Genomic DNA, 19,049 nt, shown 5'->3' with positions numbered 1-19,049 from the left:
AGCACCGGCCTGAACACAGCCACCGGCCCACCGAGCAGGAGCGCCATGACCGATTGACTCCGCCCGAGCATCGCGCGCCAGTAGGCTGGCGCCTCTCGAACACGCCACAGAGGATCGTCGGCAGCTCTCACCAGTATCGGACGTCCAACGCATCCTTGAGCAATGACGCATCGAGGTCGAGCATCGGCATCCTCCATTCGAAGTGGGCCAGGTAGCGCAGCGGCAACGTCACGATCAGCCCGAACACGATGACGATCGGCAACACGAACCAGACCTGCGGCCAGATGAAGAAGCAGGGCAACGCCACGGCCATCGACCGCAGAAACCAGACGCTCAGCCGGTAGACCGCCAGTCGCCGGTAGCCGGACGGCGGACCGCCACGCGGCTCCTGCTCCATCACCCGGATCCCGCTTCCCGCGCGCTGGCTCCCACGTGGCCCAGTCTGTCAGGTGGCGTCCAGGGTGGCGGTGATGTCGCGTACCAGATCCATAGTGTCTTCGATGCCGCAGGAGAGCCGGACGAAGCCCGGTGACGTGTCGTCACCCCACTGGGCCCGCCGGTCGGCCGCCGTGTGCAGGCCACCGAACGACGTGGCCGCCGAGACCAGCGTCGACGCGGTCAGGAACCGGCCGACCCGGTCGGCGTCGCCCAGGTCGAACGACACGATCCCCGGGATGCGCCGCATCTGGGCGACCGCGACCGCGTACGACGGATCGGTCGGCAGGCCGGGCCAGCGTACGCCGGTGACGTCACGGCGCCCGACCAGCGCGGCGGCGACCGCTTCCGCGTTGGCTGACTGGCGGGCCAGCCGCAGGTCCAGGGTGGCCAGTGACCGGTGGGCGAGCCAGCAGTCGAACGGCCCCGGCACGCTGCCGGTCAGCTTGCGCCAACGCGTCGCATCGGCCAGCGCCGCCGCCGAACGGGTGGCCAGGTAGCCGAGCAGCAGATCCGAGTGACCGGTCAGCGCCTTGGTGCCGGAGGCGACCACGATGTCCGCACCCAGGTCCAGCGGACGCTGCCCGAGCGGGGTGGCGGCGGTGTTGTCGACCGCGACCAGCGCGCCGGCTTGGTGCGCCGCCGCCGCGAGCGCGGCGACGTCGCAGACGTCCAGGCCCGGGTTGGCCGGGGTCTCCAGCAGCACCAGTCGCACCCCGGCGAAATCCGGGTACGGCCCGGCGGTCGGCACCAGCCGCACGGTCACACCGATCGGCTCCAGCACCGTGGCGGCCAGCGCCCGCACCGTGAAGTAGCCGTCGGCGGGCAGCAGCACCGTGTCGCCGGGGCGCAACGTGGTCAGCAGCAGCGCGGTGATCGCCGCCTGACCGCTGGCGAAGACGAGCGTGTCGCCGCCTTCCAGGTCACCGATGGCCGATTCGAGCGCCCGCCGGGTCGGGTTGTCCTCCCGGGCATAGCCGTCGCGGTCCGGCGACGGCCCGGAAACCGGGTCCAGGTGGTACGGGGCGGCGAACACCGGGCCGGGCAGGAACGGCTGGCCGGGGGTCGGCTCGGGCAGCCCGGCGGCGACGCACCGGGTGCCGTCGCCGTACCCCGGGTCGCGGGAAGTAGCGGTCATGGCCTTCATCCTGGCCAAGGTCGCCGGCCGGCGGCAGAGCCTATTCCGGTTTCGTGGCCCGCGTCATCAGCAGCGTCAACGCGGTACGCGGGTCCAGGCCCTCGTGGCAGATCCGCTCGACCTGCTCGGTGATCGGCATCTCCACCCCGTGCGCGCGGGCCAGGTCCCGGATCGACAGGCAGCTCTTGACCCCTTCCGCGGTCTGCCGGGTGGCGGCCTGCGCCTGTTCCAGGGTCTCCCCCCGGCCCAGGTGCTCGCCGAACGTCCGGTTGCGCGACAGCGGCGACGAGCAGGTGGCGACCAGGTCACCGAGGCCGGCCAGCCCGGAGAAGGTCAGCGGGTCGGCGCCGAGCGCCACCCCCAGCCGGGCCGTCTCGGCCAGCCCCCGGGTGATCAGGGTGGCCTTGGTGTTGTCACCGAGGCGCATCGCGGTGGCGATGCCGTACGCCAGGGCGATCACGTTCTTCACGGCCCCGCCCAGCTCGCAGCCGATCACGTCGTCGTTGGTGTACGGCCGCAGGTAGCCGGTGAGCATCGCCCGCTGCACGGCGGCGGTGCGCGCGGTGTCGGTGCCGGCGACGACGCTGGCGGCCGGCTGCTCGGCGGCGATCTCGGCGGCCAGGTTGGGGCCGGAGACCACCACGACCCGGTCCGGGCCGACCCCGGTGGTCTCGACGATCACCTCGCTCATCCGCTTGGTGGTGCCGAGTTCGATCCCTTTCATCAGGCTGACCAGGGTCGCGTCGGGGCCGATGTGCGCGACCCAGTCGCCCAGGTTGCCGCGCAGCGTCTGCGACGGTACGGCGAGCACGACCAGCCCCGCGCCCTTGATCGCCTCGGCGGCGTCGCTGGTGGCGGTGACCCGGTCGGGCAGCCGCACCGCCGGCAGGTAGTCGGGGTTGGTGCCGTACTCGCGGATCGCGGCGGCGACCTGCTCGCGCCGGGCCCAGAGGACCACGTCGGCCCCGGCGTCGGCGAGCACCTTGGCGTACGCGGTCCCCCACGAGCCGGCGCCCAGGACGACGGCCCGGCCGGTCCCGGTCACTGTCCCGGCTCCGGGGCGCCGGTGGTCCGGTTGTTGCGGCGGGCACTCGGGGTGTACAGCGGCGGGGCCTCGCCGCCCCGAATCTCGGCGACCATGTCCCGCAGTCGCAGCATGATGGTCTCGGTGATCTCCTCCAGCACCGCCCGGGTCGGCTCGACCCCGGCCCATCTGCTCAGGTCGAGAGGTTCACCGGCGACGACGGTCACCTTCCGGCCGGGCAGCAGGTTCAGTTTCCCGGTCCGCGGGTCGTACATCTGCTGCGGACCCCACATCGCCACCGGCACGACCGGGGCACCGGTGGTCAACGCCAGGCGGGCCGCGCCGGTCTTGCCGCGCATCGGCCACAGGTCCGGCTCGCGGGTGGTGGTCCCCTCCGGGTAGATCACCACCGCGCCGCCTTCGTCGACGCCGACGATCGCCGCCTCCAGCGACTTGATCGCGTCGACGCTGCCCCGGTGCACCGGGATCTGCTTCACCTTGAGCAGCCAGCGCCCGATGACCGGGATGGTGAACAGGCTGGCCTTGCCGAGGAACCGGGGCCAGCGGCCCGTCTCGTAGAGGAAGTGACCGATGACCATCGGGTCGGCGTGCGACATGTGGTTGGCGACGACGATCACCCCACCGGTGCCGGGAATGTGCTGCATCCCGGACCAGTTCCGCTTCGTCCATACGAGCAGGGTCGGTTTGACCACCATCACGATGAAGCGTCGCCAGAAGCCCAGTTTCCGCCGCGCCACCCAATCCTCCTCGTCACCGCACCCTGGCCACCACCGGGTCACCGCACCCGACCGCCGTCTTGCCGACCGACGCAGCGAATCATGCCCTGTCCGACCCGGCCAGAGCCAATGCGAGCCCAGCCGGCAGGATGGAGCGGTGCGGAACGCGACCTGGTCGGTGGTGCTGCCGGTCAAGCGGCTCGCGGTGGCGAAGAGCCGGCTGCGGGGCGCGCTCGACGGCGTACCGCATGAGGAGCTGGCGCTGGCCCTGGCCCGCGACACCGTCGCCGCCGCGCTGGCCTGCCCGCTGGTCGCCGAGGTGGTGGTGGTCACCTCGGATCCGGCGGCCACCGCCGCGTTGGGCGCGCTCGGGGCCCGTACCGTCGCCGACCCGGAGCTCGCCGCCCCAGACCTAGCCGCCCCAGACCTCGGGGCACCGGAGGTGAGCGGGCTGAACGCGGCGGTGGCGCACGGGGCCGCGACGGTCGGCGGCAGCCGGCCGGTCGCCGCGTTGACCGCGGACCTGCCGGCGTTGCGGCCGGCGGAGCTGGCCGCCGCCCTCGACACCGGCACCGGCACCGCCAGCGCCGTCGACACCGCAGGCACCAGGGCCCGCCGCTGGTTCGTGCCGGACGCCGCCGGCACCGGCACGGTGCTGCTGGCGGCCGCCATCGGCACCGCGCTGCGGCCGGGTTTCGGCGCCGGATCGGCGGTACGGCATCAACGGTCGGGTGCCGTCCGGCGCGGCGGGGACTGGCCGACGCTGCGCCGCGACGTGGACACCGCCGCCGATCTCACCGACGCGGCCCGGCTCGGCCTGGGTCGGCACACCGCCGCGCTGTACGCCAGCGGGTACCGTGCTGACATGCGGCAGAGGTCGGTGAGCTGAGATGCAGGGCACGGTGGCGACCTTCGATCCGGCGACCCGTAGCGGCACGGTGCTGCTCGACGACGGGGCGGAGCTGGCGTTCCCGGCGGCCGCGTTCGACGCTTCCGGGTTGCGGCTGCTGCGGCTGGGTCAGCGGGTACGCATCGAGCGTGACGAGTCCGGGCACGTCAACCGCGTTACGTTGCCCACATTCGGCTAGCTCGAGCCGGGCGAATTCATGCCAAGTTCACCGTGATCAGGTCATGATTACCGGGTGACGCCCGCCCCCTCCAGGCGCGCCGCCGCCCGTCCGCGCCGCGCAGCCGACCAGCCCACCGCTGACCAGCCCGCCGGCACCGGCCAGTCTGCCGCCGACCAGCCCGCAGCCGACAGCGGCGCGACCGCGACGCCACGGCCGGCCCGCCGTCAGTCGTCGAACGGCACCGCCCGCCAGGCATCGGCCGGCACGGCCCGCAAGTCGACGCCCGGCACCGCCCGGAGATCCACGGCCGGCAGCGCCCGCAAGTCAGCCGGCGGCACCGCCCGCCGACGCACCAAGGCGGCGCCGGACGCGGCGCCACAGGCGGCACCGGAGACCGCTGGGCCGGAGGCGGTAGCCGCGCCGGAGACCACCGAGCCGGCGCCGCAGGCGGTGGCCGAGTCCGCGACCGACGCACCGGCCACGCCGCTGCCGCTGCAGGCCCCCGACCCGGCCAACCCGGTGTCGGACACCGCCGAACCGGCCGACCCGGACGAGCCGGCAACGCTGGCCCGCCAGCCGCTGCCCGACGACCGGTTCCTCAACCGGGAGCTGTCCTGGCTCGACTTCAACGCCCGGGTGATCGAGCTGGCCGAGGACCCGCAGACGCCGCTGCTGGAGCGGGCCAAGTTCCTGGCCATCTTCGCCAGCAACCTCGACGAGTTCTTCATGGTCCGCATCGCCGGACTGAAACGCCGGCTGCAGGCCGGGCTGCCGGTACGCGGCGGCGACCGGCTGCCGCTGCGTACCCAGCTGGAGCTGATCGCGGCGAAGACCGCCGGCCTGGTCGCCCGGCACGCCCGCTGCTTCACCGAGGAGGTCCGGCCCCGGCTGGCCGCCGAGGGCATCCACCTGATCCGGTGGAGCGATCTGAGCACCGGTGAGCGGGAAGGGCTGCGCACCTACTTCCGCGAGCACATCTTCCCGGTGCTGACCCCGCTGGCCGTCGACCCGGCGCACCCGTTCCCGTACATCTCCAGCCGGTCGTTGAACCTGGCCGTCGCGGTCCGTGACCCCGACGGCGGTCCGGAGCTGTTCGCCCGGATCAAGGTGCCGAACAACGTGCCCCGGTTCGTGGTGGTCAGCCAGGAAGGGCTGGGTGCCCGGTTCCTGCCGGTCGAGGATCTGATCGCCGCCCAGCTCGGCCAGCTGTTCTCCGGAATGCAGGTGGTGGAGTGCCACCTGTTCCGGGTGACCCGCAACGCCGACTTCGAAGTCGACGAGGACCGCGACGAGGATCTGCTGCAGTCGCTGGAGCGGGAGCTCGCCCAGCGTCGGTTCGGCCCGCCGGTGCGGCTGGAGGTCGCTGCCTCCATCTCCGACCACATGCTCGACCTGCTGGTCCGCGAGCTGGACATGGACAGCCACGACGTGCTGCGGGTGCCGGGGCTGCTGGACCTGTCCGCGTTGTGGCAGGTCTACGAGAGCTCCGACCGGCCGGACCTCAAGGACCGCCCGTTCGTGCCGGCCACCCATCCGCGGCTGGTCGAGGGCGAGGTGCCGCGCAGCGTCTTCGCCACCCTGCGCGACGGCGACATCCTGGTGCACCACCCGTACCACTCGTTCTCCACCAGTGTGCAACGGTTCATCGAGCAGGCGGCGGCCGACCCGCTCGTCCTGGCGATCAAGCAGACGCTGTACCGCACCAGCGGCGACTCGCCGATCGTCGACGCGCTGATCGAGGCGGCCGCCGCCGGCAAGCAGGTGGTGGTGCTGGTCGAGGTGAAGGCCCGGTTCGACGAGCAGGCCAACATCGGCTGGGCGCGGATGCTGGAACGGGCCGGCTGTCACGTCGTGTACGGCCTGGTCGGGCTGAAGACCCACTGCAAGACCGCCCTGGTGGTACGCCAGGAAGGCAACCAGATCCGCCGCTACTGCCACATCGGCACCGGCAACTACCACCCGAAGACGGCCAGGCTGTACGAGGACTTCGGCATGCTGACCGCCGACCCGGAGGTCGGCGCTGACCTGACCGACCTGTTCAACGTGTTGACCGGCTACAGCCGGCAGACCGCGTACCGGCGGCTGCTGGTCGCCCCGCACGGGGTGCGCAGCGGGCTGATCGAGCGGATCGGGCGGGAGGTCGCCCATGTCCGCGAGGGCCGGGGCGGGCTGGTGCAGATCAAGGTGAACTCGCTGGTCGACGAGGAGCTGGTGGACGCGCTGTACCGGGCGTCGCAGGCCGGCGTACAGGTGGATCTGCTGATCCGGGGGATGTGCACGCTGCGGCCCGGGGTGCCGGGGTTGTCGGACAACATCCGGGTCCGGTCGATCCTCGGCCGGTTCCTGGAGCATTCCCGGGTGTTCCGGTTCGGCAACGACGGCGACGTCGAGTTCTGGATCGGCTCCTCCGACCTGATGCACCGCAACCTGGACCGCCGGGTGGAGGCGCTGGTGCAGGTGACCGACCCGGTGGCCCGCGCCGAGCTGGACCAGCTGATGAGCGACGCGTTCAGCCCGGACTGCGAGTCGTTCGAGCTGCACCCGGACGGCACCTGGAGCCGGCACCGGTCGACCGACGAGCGGCCGCTGGTGCATCTGCAGGAGCGGCTGCTCCGACGATTCATCGGCACCGGCAAATAGCTCCTGCTGTCTCCGGCCGTCGGCGGGCCGGCGGCACCCCGTCGGCAGCGGCGGCCCCGGGCAGGCGGCGCTAGGCTGGCCCGATGGTGGAGGAGGAACGTAAGTACGAGGTCGAGCCGGGTTTCACCGTGCCGGACCTGTCCGGCTGTCTGCCGGACGGTGGCCGGCTGGTGCAGCAGCCGGCGGTGAAGCTGACCGCCACCTACTACGACACCCCGGATCTGCGGCTGGCCCGCGCGGGGGTGTCGCTGCGCCACCGGGTGGGCGACTCGAAGCCGTGGACGGTGAAGCTGCCCGCCGACGCGCCCGGCGTACGGCACGAGATCAGCCGGTCCGGTAAGCGCGGCAAGCCACCGACGGAGCTGGTGTGGCTGGTCACCGCGTACTCGCGGGGGGTGGAGCTGACGCCGGCCGCGACGGTGCGCACGGTACGCACGGTGCTGGAGTTGCGCGACGCCGATGACGCGCTGCTGGTGGAGCTGGCCGACGACGCGGTGTCGGTGTTGGACGGCAAGACGGTCCGGTCGCGGTTCCGCGAAGTGGAGGTCGAGCTGAAGGCCGCCAAGCGGTCGCTGCTGGACCGGGTCGAGGCCGATCTGGTCGCGGCGGGGGCAACCGCCGGCGGGTTCACCCCGAAGCACGTACGGGCGTTGGGTGCGGCCGCCGCCGGTCCGGCGGAGCTGCCGGCGGTCGAGGACCTGCCGGACGGGCCGACCGCCGCCGACGTGGTCACCCGGGCGGTCCGCGACGGCGTCGCCCGGATCCTGGCGCACGACCCGCTGGTGCGGCTGCACGCTCCGGTCGGCGACGACGACACCGCCGTGCACCAGATGCGGGTGGGCTGCAGGCGGCTGCGCAGCGACCTGCGGACCTTCCGGGCGTTGGTGGACCGCGAGTGGGCGGGTGCGCTGCGCGACGAGCTGAAGTGGGTCGCCGGGGTGCTCGGCGGTGCCCGCGACGCCGAGGTGCTGCGGGACCGGTTGCGGCGTACCGCCGGGGCGGACCCGTTGGCGCCGCTGCCGTCGGCGGCGGTCGAGCTGATCGACGCGACGCTCGCCGACCGGCAGGCCACGGCACTGGCCGAGGTGGACGCGGCGCTGCGCTCGGACCGGTACGTTGCCCTGGTGGAGATGCTGGTGCAGGCGGCCCGGGAGCCGCGACTGACCCCGGCGGCGGCCGGCCCGGCGACCGAGGTGCTGCCCCGGCTGGTGGCGAAGCCGTGGCGCCGGCTGGCGTACGGCGGCAGCGGTGTGGACGGTGCCGCCGATCTGACCCTGGACGCCTCCGACGAGCGCTGGCACGCGGTGCGGATCAACGGCAAGAAGGCCCGGTACGCGGTGGACGCGGTGGCACCGGTGATCGGTGGTGGCGCGGCGAAGCTGGCGAAGGCGTTGTCGAAGGTGCAGAACCTGCTCGGTGAGCACCAGGACGCGGCGGTGGCCGCCGAGACCTGGCAGGGGGTGCTGGCCGAGCATCCGGACGACCACGAGTTGGCGGTGACCGTCGGCCGGCTGGTTGAACGGGAGCGGGCCGCGATCCGCGCGGCGCGGGCCGAGTTCGCCGCCGCCTGGGATCGGGCGTCGGCGGGGCAGCGGACGAAGTGGCTGCCGTGACCGAGGTCCGGGCCGCCGGCGGGGTGGTGTGGCGCACCGACGACACCGGGGCGGTGCAGGTGTGTCTGGTGCACCGGCCCCGGCACGACGACTGGTCGCTGCCGAAGGGCAAACTGGAGCCGGCGGAGCATCCGTTGGCGGCGGCGGTCCGGGAGGTCGGTGAGGAGACCGGGATCCGGGCGGTGCCGCAGGTGCGGCTGCCGTCGATCCGTTACACCATGCCGGACGGCAACCTGAAGGTCGTCGACTACTGGTCGATGCGGGCGGTGGAGGCGTCGACCGGGCCGGTGCCGGTGCCGGTCGACGCCGCCGACGAGGTCGACGAGCTGTGCTGGCTGCCGTTGGCGCAGGCGCGGCAGCGGTTGACGTACCGGCACGACGTCGGGGTGTTGCACGGATTCGCGCAGCTGCCGCCGGTGACCGCGACGCTCACCCTGGTGCGGCACGCGCACGCCGGCAGCCGGGACACCTGGCCGGGTCCGGACAGCGCCCGCCCGTTGGACACCGCCGGGCTGCGGCAGGCGCAGGCGTTGGCGGCGTTGCTGGTGCTGACCGGGCCGCGTCGGGTGCTGTCGGCGTCGCCCCGGCGGTGTGTGCAGACGGTCGCCCCGCTGGCGCAGGCGCTGGATCTGCCGGTCGAAGTGGAGTCGGTGTTCGACGAGCCGGCCGCCGGCCAGCAGCCGGACGAGAACGCGTTGGCGGCGGCGGGCCGGCTGACCGAGCTGGCGGCGGCCGGTACGCCGGCTGCGGTGTGCAGTCAGGGCAAGGTGATCCCGGCCGCGTTGACGGTGCTGACCCGGCGGGCGGCGGCGGATCACCGTACCGCGAAGGGCGGCGGCTGGTTGTTGTCGTTCGCCGGGGAGCGGCTGGTCGGCGCGGACCGGCTCTAGCGGCTCTGTCGCATGTACGAAGGCGCCCACCGCCGGTACGCGGTGGGCGCCTTCGCGCTGGTGGTGTCCGGCCGGTGTGACCGGACGGCTCAGCGGGTGGTTTTACGGGCGGTGGACTTGCGCGCCGGGGCCTTCTTCGCCGGCGACTTCTTCGCCGCCGTCGACTTGGCCCCGGTCGACTTGGCCGCCGTCGACTTGGCCGCGGTGGACCGGGTCGCGGTGGACCGGGTCGCGGTGGTCTTCTTGGCCGTGGACTTCTTGGCCGGCGCGGACGCCGCGGACCGGGTGGTCTTGGCGGCGGCGGTCTTCTTCGTCGTGCCGCCGGCCGCCCGCTTCGCCGGTGCCTTGGTGGCGGTCGACTTGGCGGCCGTACCGGTGGCCTTCGCCGCGCCACGGGCGGTGCTCTTGGCCGCCGTGGACTTCGCCGCCGTGGACTTCGCCGCGGTCGACTTCGCCGCGGTGGCCTTCGGCGCCTTGCCGCTGGCCACCATGTCCTTGAAGCCCGCGCCGGGCCGGAAGACCGGCACCGAGGTCTTCTTGACCTTCACCGACTCGCCGGTACGCGGGTTGCGCGCTGTTCGAGCCGCGCGGACGCGCTTCTCGAACACCCCGAAGCCGGTGATACCCACCCGGTCGCCCTTGGTGACCGCCGACTGAACCTCGGCCAAGACGGCGTCGAGCGCCGTCGTCGCCGTCTTGCGGTCTCCCAGGCGAGCAGCGAGCGCATCGATGAGCTCTGCCTTGTTCACGAGTTCCCTCCCGTATGTGCAACTGGACTCAACGAGCCATTCTGCGCGCACGGTATGCCCTGTACCGGCAGGACACAAACATCTGCCGGAAAAAAGTCCTTGTGTCGTAACGGATTCGCCCCCAACCGGTGGCCGGAGCCGACCGGTTGGTATAGCCGGACGGTTGGTGGGCCACCGGATGGGGGCGGAATCGGCGTCGGGAACCCGTTGGGAAGGGGCCGGCTCGGCGGTTGTGCGCTATGCCACGACGGGCTTGAACGACAACCGCCCGCGCTCGTACTCGGTGATGGCCGACTCGTGACGCAGGGTCAGTCCAATGTCATCCAATCCCTCCATCAGCCGCCACCGGCTGAAGTCGTCGATCGGGAACGACCAGCCGGAGGCACCTGCCCTGACCTCCCGGGTGGCCAGGTCGACGGTCACCGCTGCGGCCGGGTCGGCTTCGACCAGCGACCACAATTCCTCAATGGCGGGCATTTCCAACTCGACCGGCAGCAGACCTTCCTTGAGCGCGTTGCCGCGGAAGATGTCGCCGAAGCGGGGGGACAGCACGGCCCGGAAGCCCCAGTCCCGTAGCGCCCACACCGCGTGTTCACGCGATGACCCGGTGCCGAACTCTGGGCCAGCGACGAGAATGGATGCTCCGGAATACGAAGGATTGTTCAGAACGAATCCCGGATCCTCTCGCCAGGCATTGAACAGACCGTCGGCGAAGCCGGTCCGGGTGACCCGCTTGAGGTACACCGCCGGGATGATCTGATCGGTATCTACATTAGATCGGCGCAGCGGGACGGCGGTCCCGGTGTGCACGGTGAACTTGTCCATGTCGTGATCCCGTCTCGTGGTGCGTGTCCAGCGGCGGTCAGTTGAGGTCCGCCGGCGCGGCCAGCCGGCCCACCACGGCGGTGGCGGCGGCCACCGGCGGCGACACCAGGTGGGTACGCCCGCCCCGGCCCTGCCGGCCCTCGAAGTTGCGGTTGGAGGTGGAGGCGGAGCGCTCCCCCGGCTTGAGCGTGTCCGGGTTCATGCCCAGGCACATCGAGCAGCCGGCGAAGCGCCACTCGGCACCGGCGTCGGCGAAGACCTTGTCCAGCCCTTCGTTCTCGGCCGCCTCCCGTACCTTGGCCGACCCGGGCACCACGAGCATCCGTACCCCGTCGGCGACCTTGCGCCCGCGCAGCACGTCGGCGGCGGCCCGCAGGTCCTCAAGCCGGCCGTTGGTGCAGGAGCCGACGAAGACCACGTCGACCGGCACGTCACGCAGCGCGGTGCCCGGCCGCAGGTCCATGTACTCCAGCGCCCGGCGGGCGGCGACCCGCTCCGCGTCGGTGTCGAACTGCTCCGGGTCGGGCACGGCGGCGCTCAGCGCGGCGCCCTGCCCGGGGTTGGTGCCCCAGGTCACGAACGGCGTGATCTCGCTGGCGTCCAGGATCACCTCGGCGTCGAACGTCGCCCCCTCGTCGGTGGCCAGACTGGACCAGTACGCCACGGCGGCGTCCCAGTCGGCGCCCTGCGGCGCGTTCGGCCGGCCCTTGAGGTAGGCGAAGGTGGTCTCGTCCGGCGCCACCATGCCCGCCTTGGCACCCCACTCGATGGACATGTTCGCCACCGTCATCCGACCCTCCATGGAGAGCCGGCGGATCGCCTCGCCCCGGTACTCGACCACGTAGCCGCGACCACCGCCGGTGCCGACCTTGGTGATCAGCGCCAGCACCAGGTCCTTGGCGGTGACCCCCGGGCCGAGTTCGCCGGTGACGGTGACCGCCATCGTCTTCGGCCGGGACTGCGGCAGCGTCTGGGTGGCCAGGACGTGCTCGACCTCGCTGGTGCCGATACCGAAGGCGAGCGCCCCGAACGCGCCGTGGGTCGCGGTGTGCGAGTCGCCACAGACGATCGTCATGCCGGGCTGGGTCAGACCCAGCTGCGGGCCGATGACGTGCACGATGCCCTGGTTGTCGTCGCCCAGGGCGTGCAGCTTGATGCCGAACTCGGCGCAGTTGCGGCGCAGCGTCTCGATCTGGGTGCGCGATGTCGGGTCGCTGATGGTCAGCAGGTCGCCGCGCCGGCTGTTGAACGCCGGGTCGGCGTACCCGGTCGGGGTGTTGTGATCCTCGGTGGCGAGGGTCAGATCGGTCCGGCGCACCGGCCGGCCGGCCATCCGCAGCCCGTCGAAGGCCTGCGGGCTGGTGACCTCGTGCAGCAGGTGCAGGTCGATGTAGAGCAGGTCCGGCTCGCCCGTGGCGGATCGCACCACGTGCGCGTCCCAGACCTTCTCGGCCAGGGTCCTGGGCGATGTCGGCTTCGAAGTGGCTCCCACCATCTGGACATCCTAAATTCTGGGAGGTATGTTTCGGCTTGTGGGACACAGTATGAGCGGTGTCGGCGTTCTCGACAAGGCGGTGGTGATCCTCGCGGCCTGCGTGGACGGCGCCAGCCTGGCCGAACTCGTCGACCGGACCAAACTGCCCCGGGCCACCGCGCACCGGTTGGCGCAGGCCCTGGAGATCCACCGGATGCTGGTCCGGGACACCCAGGGGCGGTGGCGGCCCGGCCCCCGGCTGGGCGAGCTGGCCAACGCCGCGCCCGACGTGCTGCTGACCGCCGCCGAGCCGCTGCTGGCCGCGCTGCGCGACGCCACCGGCGAGAGCGCACAACTGTACCTGCGCCGGGCGGACGAGCGGATCTGCGTCGCCGCCGCCGAGCGGGCCAGTGGCCTGCGCGACACCGTGCCGGTCGGCTCGGTGCTGCCGATGACCGCCGGGTCCGCCGCCCAGATCCTGCTGGCCTGGGAGCCGCCCGAGGCCGTCATGCCGCTGCTGCCCCGCTGCAAGTTCACCGGCCGTACGCTCGCCGAGGTGCGCCGCCGCGGCTGGGCGCAGAGCGTCGCCGAGCGGGAGGCCGGGGTGGCCAGTGTCTCCGCACCGATCCGGGACCGCACCGGCCGGGTGATCGCTTCGGTCAGCGTCTCCGGCCCGATCGAGCGGCTCGGCCGCCGGCCGGGTGAGCGGCACGCCATGGCCGTGGTCCGCGCCGGTCAACGGCTCTCCGGGCTCTGAACCGGGCATTGGCTCCGCGCCCCGCCGTGCTCTGAGCAGGCCCAGTTTTCGGATAACTCGGCGCAGGCCGGGCCAGGTCGGGCATGATGGTCAGCGACGGACGGTGACCCGCCGACGAAAAAGGCGCCCTCGTTGAGGAGGGCGCCTTGAGCGCTGTAGCCCCGACCGGATTCGAACCGGCGCTACCGCCTTGAGAGGGCGGCGTCCTGGGCCGCTAGACGACGGGGCCAGAACTTTCCTGGTGCAAACTACCGTTTCGTACTGCTGTGTCCTGTTGGACACGGTGCCGAACTCTAACAGAGACCAGCACCCCGACGCCATCTGGAGCCTTCCGGCGTCGGTGGCTGGGGTACCAGGACTCGAACCTAGACTAACTGAACCAGAATCAGTCGGGCTGCCAATTACCCCATACCCCATCGGTGCTCGCCGCACCGGGACAGAACTCTACCTGACCCCATGGTGCGCGCCAAATCGGGATACCGCAGCGGTTTGCCTCAGTCCGCCGCGACCACCGGGTTGGCCAGCTCACCGATGCCCTCGATCCGGACCGACACCGTGTCGCCCGCGGTCAGCTCGCTCACCCCGGCCGGCGTCCCGGTCAAGATCACGTCACCGGGCAGCAGCGTCATCACGTGTGACACGTACGACACCAGGGTCGGCACGTCGAAGACCATCTGCTTGGTCCGGCCCAGCTGCCGTACGTCCATCTCGTCCGGCTTCGGACCCACCTCGCAGCGGACCTCCAGGTCGGTGACGTCCAACCCGGTGACGATCCACGGGCCGATCGGGCAGAACGAGTCGAAGCCCTTCGCCCTGGTCCACTGGCCGTCCGACCGTTGCAGGTCCCGGGCGGTGACATCGTTGGCGCAGGTGTAGCCGAAGATCGCCCGCTCGGCGGCGGCCCGGTCGGCGCGCCGGGCACCGGGCGGTCCGATCACCACGGCGAGCTCCGCCTCGTGCTCCACCTGCCGGGACTGGGCGGGCAGCCGGATCGCGTCCCGTGGACCGATCACCGAGGTCGACGGCTTGAGGAACAGCAACGGCTCGGCCGGCACCTCGGCACCGTGTTCGGCGGCGTGGTCGGCGTAGTTGCGCCCGACGCACACCACCTTGCTGGGCAGGATCGGCGACAGCAGCCGGACGTCGGCCAGCGCCCAGCGCTGCGACGTGAAGGTCAGCTTGCCGAACGGGTGGCCGTCGACCTCGGCGACGGTCAACGCCTCGGGGCCGGCTCCCGGCTCCCCCTCGACGACCCCGAACGACATTCCCTTGCCATGGGCGAAACGAGCGATACGCACCCGGTCAATGTATCGTCCCGCGCCTGCACCACCCCGACGGTCACGGCAAAGGGCGACAACGGTCACGACGAGGGCGACAACGGGCGCGACAAGGGGCGGAAATCTAGCACCGGTCACCGGATCAGGTGTGCGGAACCGCGCTTTACCGACTGGACGGCCGGTACCGGCCTACCGTTCGGGTCGGGGGGCGGAATCGAGATGGTTATGTCATGGTGGCGACACGCGCTGCGAGCCTGGCTGTTCGGCGCCGTTCTGGTGGCCGGCGGGGGGATCCTGGCACCGGGCGCGGCACCGGCACGGGCCGAGAGGGCTGCTTCGGCATGGGCCGAGGGGCAGGAGCTGGTCGCGGTGACGATCAACGAGATCGGGCAGAGCGCGGCGACCTACCGGGTCGAGGCGGTCAACCGTACGGTGTCCCCGGTCGACGTCACCCTGCGGATGGCCGTACCGACCACCACCTCGGTGGCCACGGTCGGCGCCGGCGGCCGGGTCGACGCCTCGGAGATCACCTGGCAGTTGAGCCTGCCGGCGAACAGCGGGCAAACGGTCACCGCGTCGTTCCGGCCGGGCGGTGCCGGCACCGCGCAGACCTTCCCGGTCTGCGCGTACGAGCGGGACACCGCGCGGCCGTACGACTGCGCGAGCGCCCGGTGGACCCCGACGGCCGGCATCGAGGCGGCGGACTCGGCCTGGTGGCAGCGCCCGTCGACGCCGCTGATCGGCGGGCTGACGGCACTCGTCGTGGTGGCGATGATCGGGTACGGGTGGCGCCGCCGGCTGCGGGAGCGCCGGGTCGACCGACGCCGGGTCGTCACCCCGGTCGGGCGGCGGGTGCGGTTGCCGGCGGCGGTGCCGGCCGCCCCGAAGCGCCGCTGGCGCCCGGCGACGCCGCTGGTGTTCGGCCTGCTGCTGGCGATGCTGACCGGGCTGGCGGTGGCGGCGGTACGCGTGGCCAGCTACGGCAGCGAGGTGCTGGACCGGGCCAACCAGGCGCCCAGTGGGTGGATCGGTGCGCCACCGGCCGGCGGATTCGGAGTGCTGCTGACCGAGGCCGCCTTCGAGTTCACCGTCTTCCGGATGGCCTGCGCGCCGGCTGACGGGCGGAGGCAGGATCGACGGTGTGTCGCCACAATCGGGCTGCGCAACCGCAGCGACACCGAACAGTTCTGGTACGGGCCACTGCAGCGGGCGTATCTGCCGACCGGTGACTGGGTCGGGGTGGACGAGGCGGCGACCCGGCAGGAGAACGGTGGTCGGGACGTCTTCGCCGAGCCGGTGCCACCCGGGGGTCGGATGCTGGTCCCGCTGGCCTTCACGGTCAGCGGCGAGCTGATCCCGGACCGGTTGGAGCTGCGTAGCGGCGCGTTCTCCGCCGGGGTCGCCGTACGGTGGACCTGACAGCCGGACCGTGGTGGCCCGGCCTGACGGGGTGAACCCGGCAGCCGGGTCAGGACAGCCCGAGCGGGTGCATGCCGACCAGCATCGCGAACCGGTGCCCGCCGGTGGTGGTGCCGTCCCGGGGGACACCGGCCTGCTCGAACCGCCGCATCAGGGCCTGCAACTCGTGACGGAACTCGGCGATCCGGTCCGCGGGGATCTCGGCGACCCCCCGGCTGAGCATCATCCGGACCGGGTCCGGCGCCTCGCTGCTGCCGGAGATGGTGCCGGCGTTGAGTCCGGCCTCGATCTCGTCCTTGATCTGGTCCAGCAGGGTGACCACGACCTCGTGCACCGAGCTGGGTTCCTCGCCGGAGCGACGGTGGAAGGTCAGGTTGAGCTGGCCGGCACCGTACTGTTTCTCGATGATGCCGTTGACCACCCGGGTGTCCCGGATGCGCAGCAGCTGGTGCTGTTCCAGCTGGTTGATGTGGTAGTAGATCTTGGTGGGCGCGACGCCCACGATCTTCGCCAGCTCCTTGGCGGTCCAGGTCCGCTCGGGCTCGGACATCGCGAGCTCCAGCACCCGCATCCGGATGGGGTCGGCGAGCGCCTTGAGGGTAGCCACGTCCTCGATCACCCGGCTGGACATCAGCTCAGTCACCGCAGACCTCCGTTCAACCAACGTTCCACGGTTGATTCTACCCCGACGATTGACTTACGTCCGTCGCTCAGCTTATTTTGAACGTAAGCAAGATCGTATCACCCCCGATCCCACCGACTCACCACGCGGGCCGGCACCACCCCCACCTGCCCGCGTCACCCCACCTGCGCCACCACTTCCTTCGCCACCCCCGCTCCCCTTCCGGAGGTCGACCGTGCCCACCAACCCCTTCTTCGCCGTCGTCGCCGCGATCGCCATCGCCGCCCCGGCCACCCAGGCCGCCGCAGAAGCCCAGCAGCCGGACGAGACACCCAGCCAGAGCATGGTCGTCTTCGAGCTGCCCACCGACGGCACCGGCCTGCGTGACGACGGCTCCAGCGTCAACTTCGCCTGCGCCTTCAGCTGACCCGCAGCTCTCACCAGCACCGGACCCGGAGCGACCGCTCCGGGTCCGGCGACGTTGCACCCCACAGTCGACCGCCGCCCACTCCACCACCCTGGTAGCCCTCGGTAGCCACTCGTCGAGACCTCCGAAAGGCCCCTCATGGCCCAGCCCGACCTCGTGCTCAGCCGCTACCTCGTGTTCAGCCCGACCACCTACCGGCACCCGTCCGGCCGGCAACTGCGCGCCGTGTTCCACACCGGACGGGCCCGTACCCTCCTGCTCGACACCGACACCGTGCGGACCCTCCTGGACGGCCCCGGCCCGGCCGGCCTGCCCGCCGACGAACAGGCCCGGCTCGCCGAACTCGGCCTGCTGGTGCCCGCCGACACCGACGAAACCGCCGCGACGATCGACGCCGGCGCGCAGGCGGCCGACGACACCCGGCACCGGCAGTTCGTGCTGATGCCGACCGGCTACTGCAACATGGGCTGCGACTACTGCGGGCAGGAGCACCGTCGGGACACCCCGGCCACCCGGCCGACCCGGCACCGCGACGCCATCGCCGCCCGGGTCGAACACGCCATGGCCAGCGGCGAGCACGACACCGTGGTGGTGCGGTGGTTCGGCGGCGAACCCCTGATGGGGTACGCCGTACTCCGCTCGCTGTCCGCCCGGTTCGTGGCCGCCGCGGCCCGGCACCGGGTCGGCTACTCGGCGATGCTGGTCACCAACGGTGCCCTGCTCGACGCCCGCAAGCTGCGTACCCTGCATCTGGACTGCCGGATCGACCGGATGGAGATCACAGTCGACGGACCGGCGGAGGTACACGACACCGCCCGGCCGTTGAAGAGTAGACAGAGTTCCTTCCACCGCATCACCGCCGCGCTGCGGACCGTGCTCACCGATCCGGAGCTGGCCGGGCTGCAGGTGACCGTACGGACCAACATCGGCCGGCACAACGCCGACCGGGCCGACGAGTTCGCCGCAGCGATGCGCGACGCCGGCCTCGCCGACCCCCGAATCCGGTTCTACCCGGCGCCGGTCCACTCGTGGGGCAACGACGTCAGCGAGGTACGGCTGCGCCGGCAGCAGGCCGCCGAGACCGAACTGCGCTGGTACGCCGCCTACCTCACCGCCGGACTGCACTGCCGGCTGCTGCCCACCCACCCGGTACGGGTGGTGTGCACCGCCGTCTCCCGGCACAGCGAGGTGATCGCCCCGGACGGGCGGATCTACTCCTGCACCGAGCAGCCGCTGGTGCCCGGCTTCACCGAACAGCATCTGGACACCGTGGACCGGGCACCGGTCGACCGGCTGCGACCGACCGGCCAGTTCGACGACTGGTACACCGGGCTGCGCGCCGGCGAGACCGGCTGCCAGGGCTGCCCGATCCTGCCGGTATGCGGCGGCGCCTGCCCGAAACTGTGGCGGGAGGGCACCGCACCGTGCCCGCCGATGAAAGAGAACCTGGCCGGCCGGATCGACCTGTTCGTCCGCTCATCCGGCCTGCTTCCCGTCTGACCCGCCGTCGCCGGCCCGGTTCGCTGGCGCGATGTCGTCACCTGCCCGGTCGGCCGGCGGGAAGTCCCAGCGCAGCGCCAACTGCGCGGCCTGGAAGTACCGCTCCGCCCGGCCCTGGTCGGTCCGCTGGTTGACCACCCGGATCATCCCCTCGTCCGACAGCACCCGCAGGTGGTAATGCATCAGGCTGAAGGTGATGCCCAACTGGTGGGCCAACTGGCGGGCGGACAGCGCCCGGTCCGGCTCGGTGGTGAGCACCGCGAGCACCCGCAACCGGATCGGATCGGCGACGGCACGCAGCTGATTGACGCCCTCGATCACCCGTACCGCCGGGGTCGGCGGACCGGTACCGCCGGGCGGTCGCGCGGACCCCGGTTGCCGTGGCACACTGGACACAGCCCCCGACGTTCCCTGACGGTCGGGGGCTGCACCGTCTGTGGACCTGACACCAT

At 72.0% G+C, this 19,049-nt stretch carries 19 protein-coding genes and 2 tRNA genes; 9 read left to right on the top strand and 12 right to left on the bottom strand.

The genetic code is table 11. The features are described from left to right. Positions 1 to 127 precede the first annotated feature (127 nt). The 4 genes from O7621_RS14580 to O7621_RS14565 are packed head-to-tail and all read right to left on the bottom strand — an operon-like array spanning position 128 to position 3,355. On the bottom strand, positions 128 to 397 hold the full coding sequence (locus O7621_RS14580; protein ID WP_282229783.1) for a hypothetical protein: 270 nt from the start codon (positions 395 to 397) through the stop codon (positions 128 to 130). Between the two features lie 48 nt (positions 398 to 445). After that, positions 446 to 1,573: a cystathionine gamma-lyase gene (locus O7621_RS14575; protein ID WP_282229782.1), complete on the bottom strand. Its 1,128-nt coding sequence runs from the start codon at positions 1,571 to 1,573 to the stop codon at positions 446 to 448. A 40-nt stretch (positions 1,574 to 1,613) separates the two neighbouring features. Next, entirely contained in the window at positions 1,614 to 2,618 is a 1,005-nt protein-coding gene (locus tag O7621_RS14570) for an NAD(P)H-dependent glycerol-3-phosphate dehydrogenase (RefSeq protein WP_282229781.1), read from the bottom strand. Further along, positions 2,615 to 3,355, bottom strand: coding sequence for a lysophospholipid acyltransferase family protein (locus tag O7621_RS14565; protein WP_281553849.1), 741 nt, complete (start codon positions 3,353 to 3,355; stop codon positions 2,615 to 2,617). The genes O7621_RS14570 and O7621_RS14565 overlap by 4 nt, the downstream gene beginning before the upstream one ends. A 136-nt stretch (positions 3,356 to 3,491) precedes the next feature. Here O7621_RS14565 and cofC point away from each other — a divergent pair, with 136 nt between their 5' ends. The 5 genes from cofC to O7621_RS14540 all read left to right on the top strand — a co-directional run bounded on the left by cofC (position 3,492) and on the right by O7621_RS14540 (position 9,547). Then, positions 3,492 to 4,223: a 2-phospho-L-lactate guanylyltransferase gene (gene cofC / locus O7621_RS14560; protein WP_282229780.1), complete on the top strand. Its 732-nt coding sequence runs from the start codon at positions 3,492 to 3,494 to the stop codon at positions 4,221 to 4,223. Between the two features lies 1 nt (position 4,224). Then, positions 4,225 to 4,422 carry a cold-shock protein gene (locus tag O7621_RS14555; protein ID WP_123600457.1) on the top strand — a complete coding sequence of 66 codons (198 nt, stop codon included), beginning with the start codon at positions 4,225 to 4,227 and terminating at the stop codon, positions 4,420 to 4,422. A gap of 474 nt (positions 4,423 to 4,896) precedes the next feature. Next, entirely contained in the window at positions 4,897 to 7,044 is a 2,148-nt protein-coding gene (locus O7621_RS14550) for an RNA degradosome polyphosphate kinase (RefSeq protein ID WP_282234597.1), read from the top strand. A gap of 83 nt (positions 7,045 to 7,127) precedes the next feature. Beyond that, positions 7,128 to 8,657, top strand: a complete 1,530-nt coding sequence (locus O7621_RS14545; RefSeq protein WP_282229779.1) for a CYTH and CHAD domain-containing protein — start codon at positions 7,128 to 7,130, stop codon at positions 8,655 to 8,657. Continuing rightward, positions 8,645 to 9,547 (top strand): NUDIX hydrolase, encoded by a 903-nt coding sequence (locus O7621_RS14540; protein WP_282229778.1) that lies wholly within the window; start codon positions 8,645 to 8,647, stop codon positions 9,545 to 9,547. The genes O7621_RS14545 and O7621_RS14540 overlap by 13 nt, the downstream gene beginning before the upstream one ends. 89 nt (positions 9,548 to 9,636) lie before the next feature. Here O7621_RS14540 and O7621_RS14535 read toward each other — a convergent pair whose 3' ends face one another. The 3 genes from O7621_RS14535 to leuC all read right to left on the bottom strand — a co-directional run bounded on the left by O7621_RS14535 (position 9,637) and on the right by leuC (position 12,616). After that, positions 9,637 to 10,296, bottom strand: coding sequence for an HU family DNA-binding protein (locus O7621_RS14535; RefSeq protein ID WP_282229777.1), 660 nt, complete (start codon positions 10,294 to 10,296; stop codon positions 9,637 to 9,639). Positions 10,297 to 10,533: 237 nt separating this feature from the next. Further along, positions 10,534 to 11,121, bottom strand: coding sequence for a 3-isopropylmalate dehydratase small subunit (gene leuD / locus O7621_RS14530; RefSeq protein WP_282229776.1), 588 nt, complete (start codon positions 11,119 to 11,121; stop codon positions 10,534 to 10,536). Positions 11,122 to 11,158: 37 nt separating this feature from the next. Next, complete coding sequence (gene leuC, locus O7621_RS14525) at positions 11,159 to 12,616, bottom strand: 3-isopropylmalate dehydratase large subunit (RefSeq protein WP_282229775.1); 1,458 nt, start codon at positions 12,614 to 12,616, stop codon at positions 11,159 to 11,161. Positions 12,617 to 12,665: 49 nt separating this feature from the next. On the opposite strand from leuC, the gene O7621_RS14520 reads away from it, so the two are divergent. Further along, on the top strand, positions 12,666 to 13,352 hold the full coding sequence (locus O7621_RS14520) for an IclR family transcriptional regulator (RefSeq protein ID WP_123600449.1): 687 nt from the start codon (positions 12,666 to 12,668) through the stop codon (positions 13,350 to 13,352). Positions 13,353 to 13,508: 156 nt separating this feature from the next. Here the strand turns inward: O7621_RS14520 and O7621_RS14515 are convergent. From O7621_RS14515 to O7621_RS14505, 3 genes are all read right to left on the bottom strand, one after another. Beyond that, positions 13,509 to 13,581, bottom strand: a tRNA-Glu gene (locus tag O7621_RS14515). A gap of 112 nt (positions 13,582 to 13,693) precedes the next feature. Beyond that, positions 13,694 to 13,768, bottom strand: a tRNA-Gln gene (locus O7621_RS14510). 78 nt (positions 13,769 to 13,846) lie between these two features. Further along, positions 13,847 to 14,650, bottom strand: coding sequence for a fumarylacetoacetate hydrolase family protein (locus O7621_RS14505; protein WP_123600448.1), 804 nt, complete (start codon positions 14,648 to 14,650; stop codon positions 13,847 to 13,849). A gap of 198 nt (positions 14,651 to 14,848) precedes the next feature. Between O7621_RS14505 and O7621_RS14500 the strand changes: the two genes are divergently transcribed. Further along, the gene (locus O7621_RS14500) at positions 14,849 to 16,048 is read left to right on the top strand and encodes a hypothetical protein (RefSeq protein WP_282229774.1); all 1,200 of its coding nucleotides are present in this window, start codon (positions 14,849 to 14,851) and stop codon (positions 16,046 to 16,048) included. A 49-nt stretch (positions 16,049 to 16,097) separates the two neighbouring features. On the opposite strand, the gene O7621_RS14495 is transcribed toward O7621_RS14500, so the two are convergent. Further along, positions 16,098 to 16,691, bottom strand: a complete 594-nt coding sequence (locus tag O7621_RS14495; protein WP_282229773.1) for a transcriptional regulator — start codon at positions 16,689 to 16,691, stop codon at positions 16,098 to 16,100. Between the two features lie 214 nt (positions 16,692 to 16,905). Between O7621_RS14495 and O7621_RS14490 the strand changes: the two genes are divergently transcribed. Continuing rightward, positions 16,906 to 17,097, top strand: a complete 192-nt coding sequence (locus O7621_RS14490; RefSeq protein WP_282229772.1) for a hypothetical protein — start codon at positions 16,906 to 16,908, stop codon at positions 17,095 to 17,097. 138 nt (positions 17,098 to 17,235) lie between these two features. Next, positions 17,236 to 18,597: a radical SAM protein gene (locus tag O7621_RS14485; protein ID WP_282229771.1), complete on the top strand. Its 1,362-nt coding sequence runs from the start codon at positions 17,236 to 17,238 to the stop codon at positions 18,595 to 18,597. Here O7621_RS14485 and O7621_RS14480 read toward each other — a convergent pair. Continuing rightward, positions 18,574 to 18,993, bottom strand: coding sequence for a winged helix-turn-helix domain-containing protein (locus tag O7621_RS14480; protein ID WP_282229770.1), 420 nt, complete (start codon positions 18,991 to 18,993; stop codon positions 18,574 to 18,576). The two genes, O7621_RS14485 and O7621_RS14480, sit on opposite strands and share 24 nt — an antisense overlap. Between the last annotated feature and the right edge of the window lie 56 nt (positions 18,994 to 19,049).

The organism is Solwaraspora sp. WMMD937 (genome assembly GCF_029581175.1).
Classification (GTDB): domain Bacteria; phylum Actinomycetota; class Actinomycetes; order Mycobacteriales; family Micromonosporaceae; genus Micromonospora_E.
The sequence above is the reverse complement of the archived record's forward strand: the minus strand, read 5'-3'. Positions and strand labels throughout refer to the sequence as shown.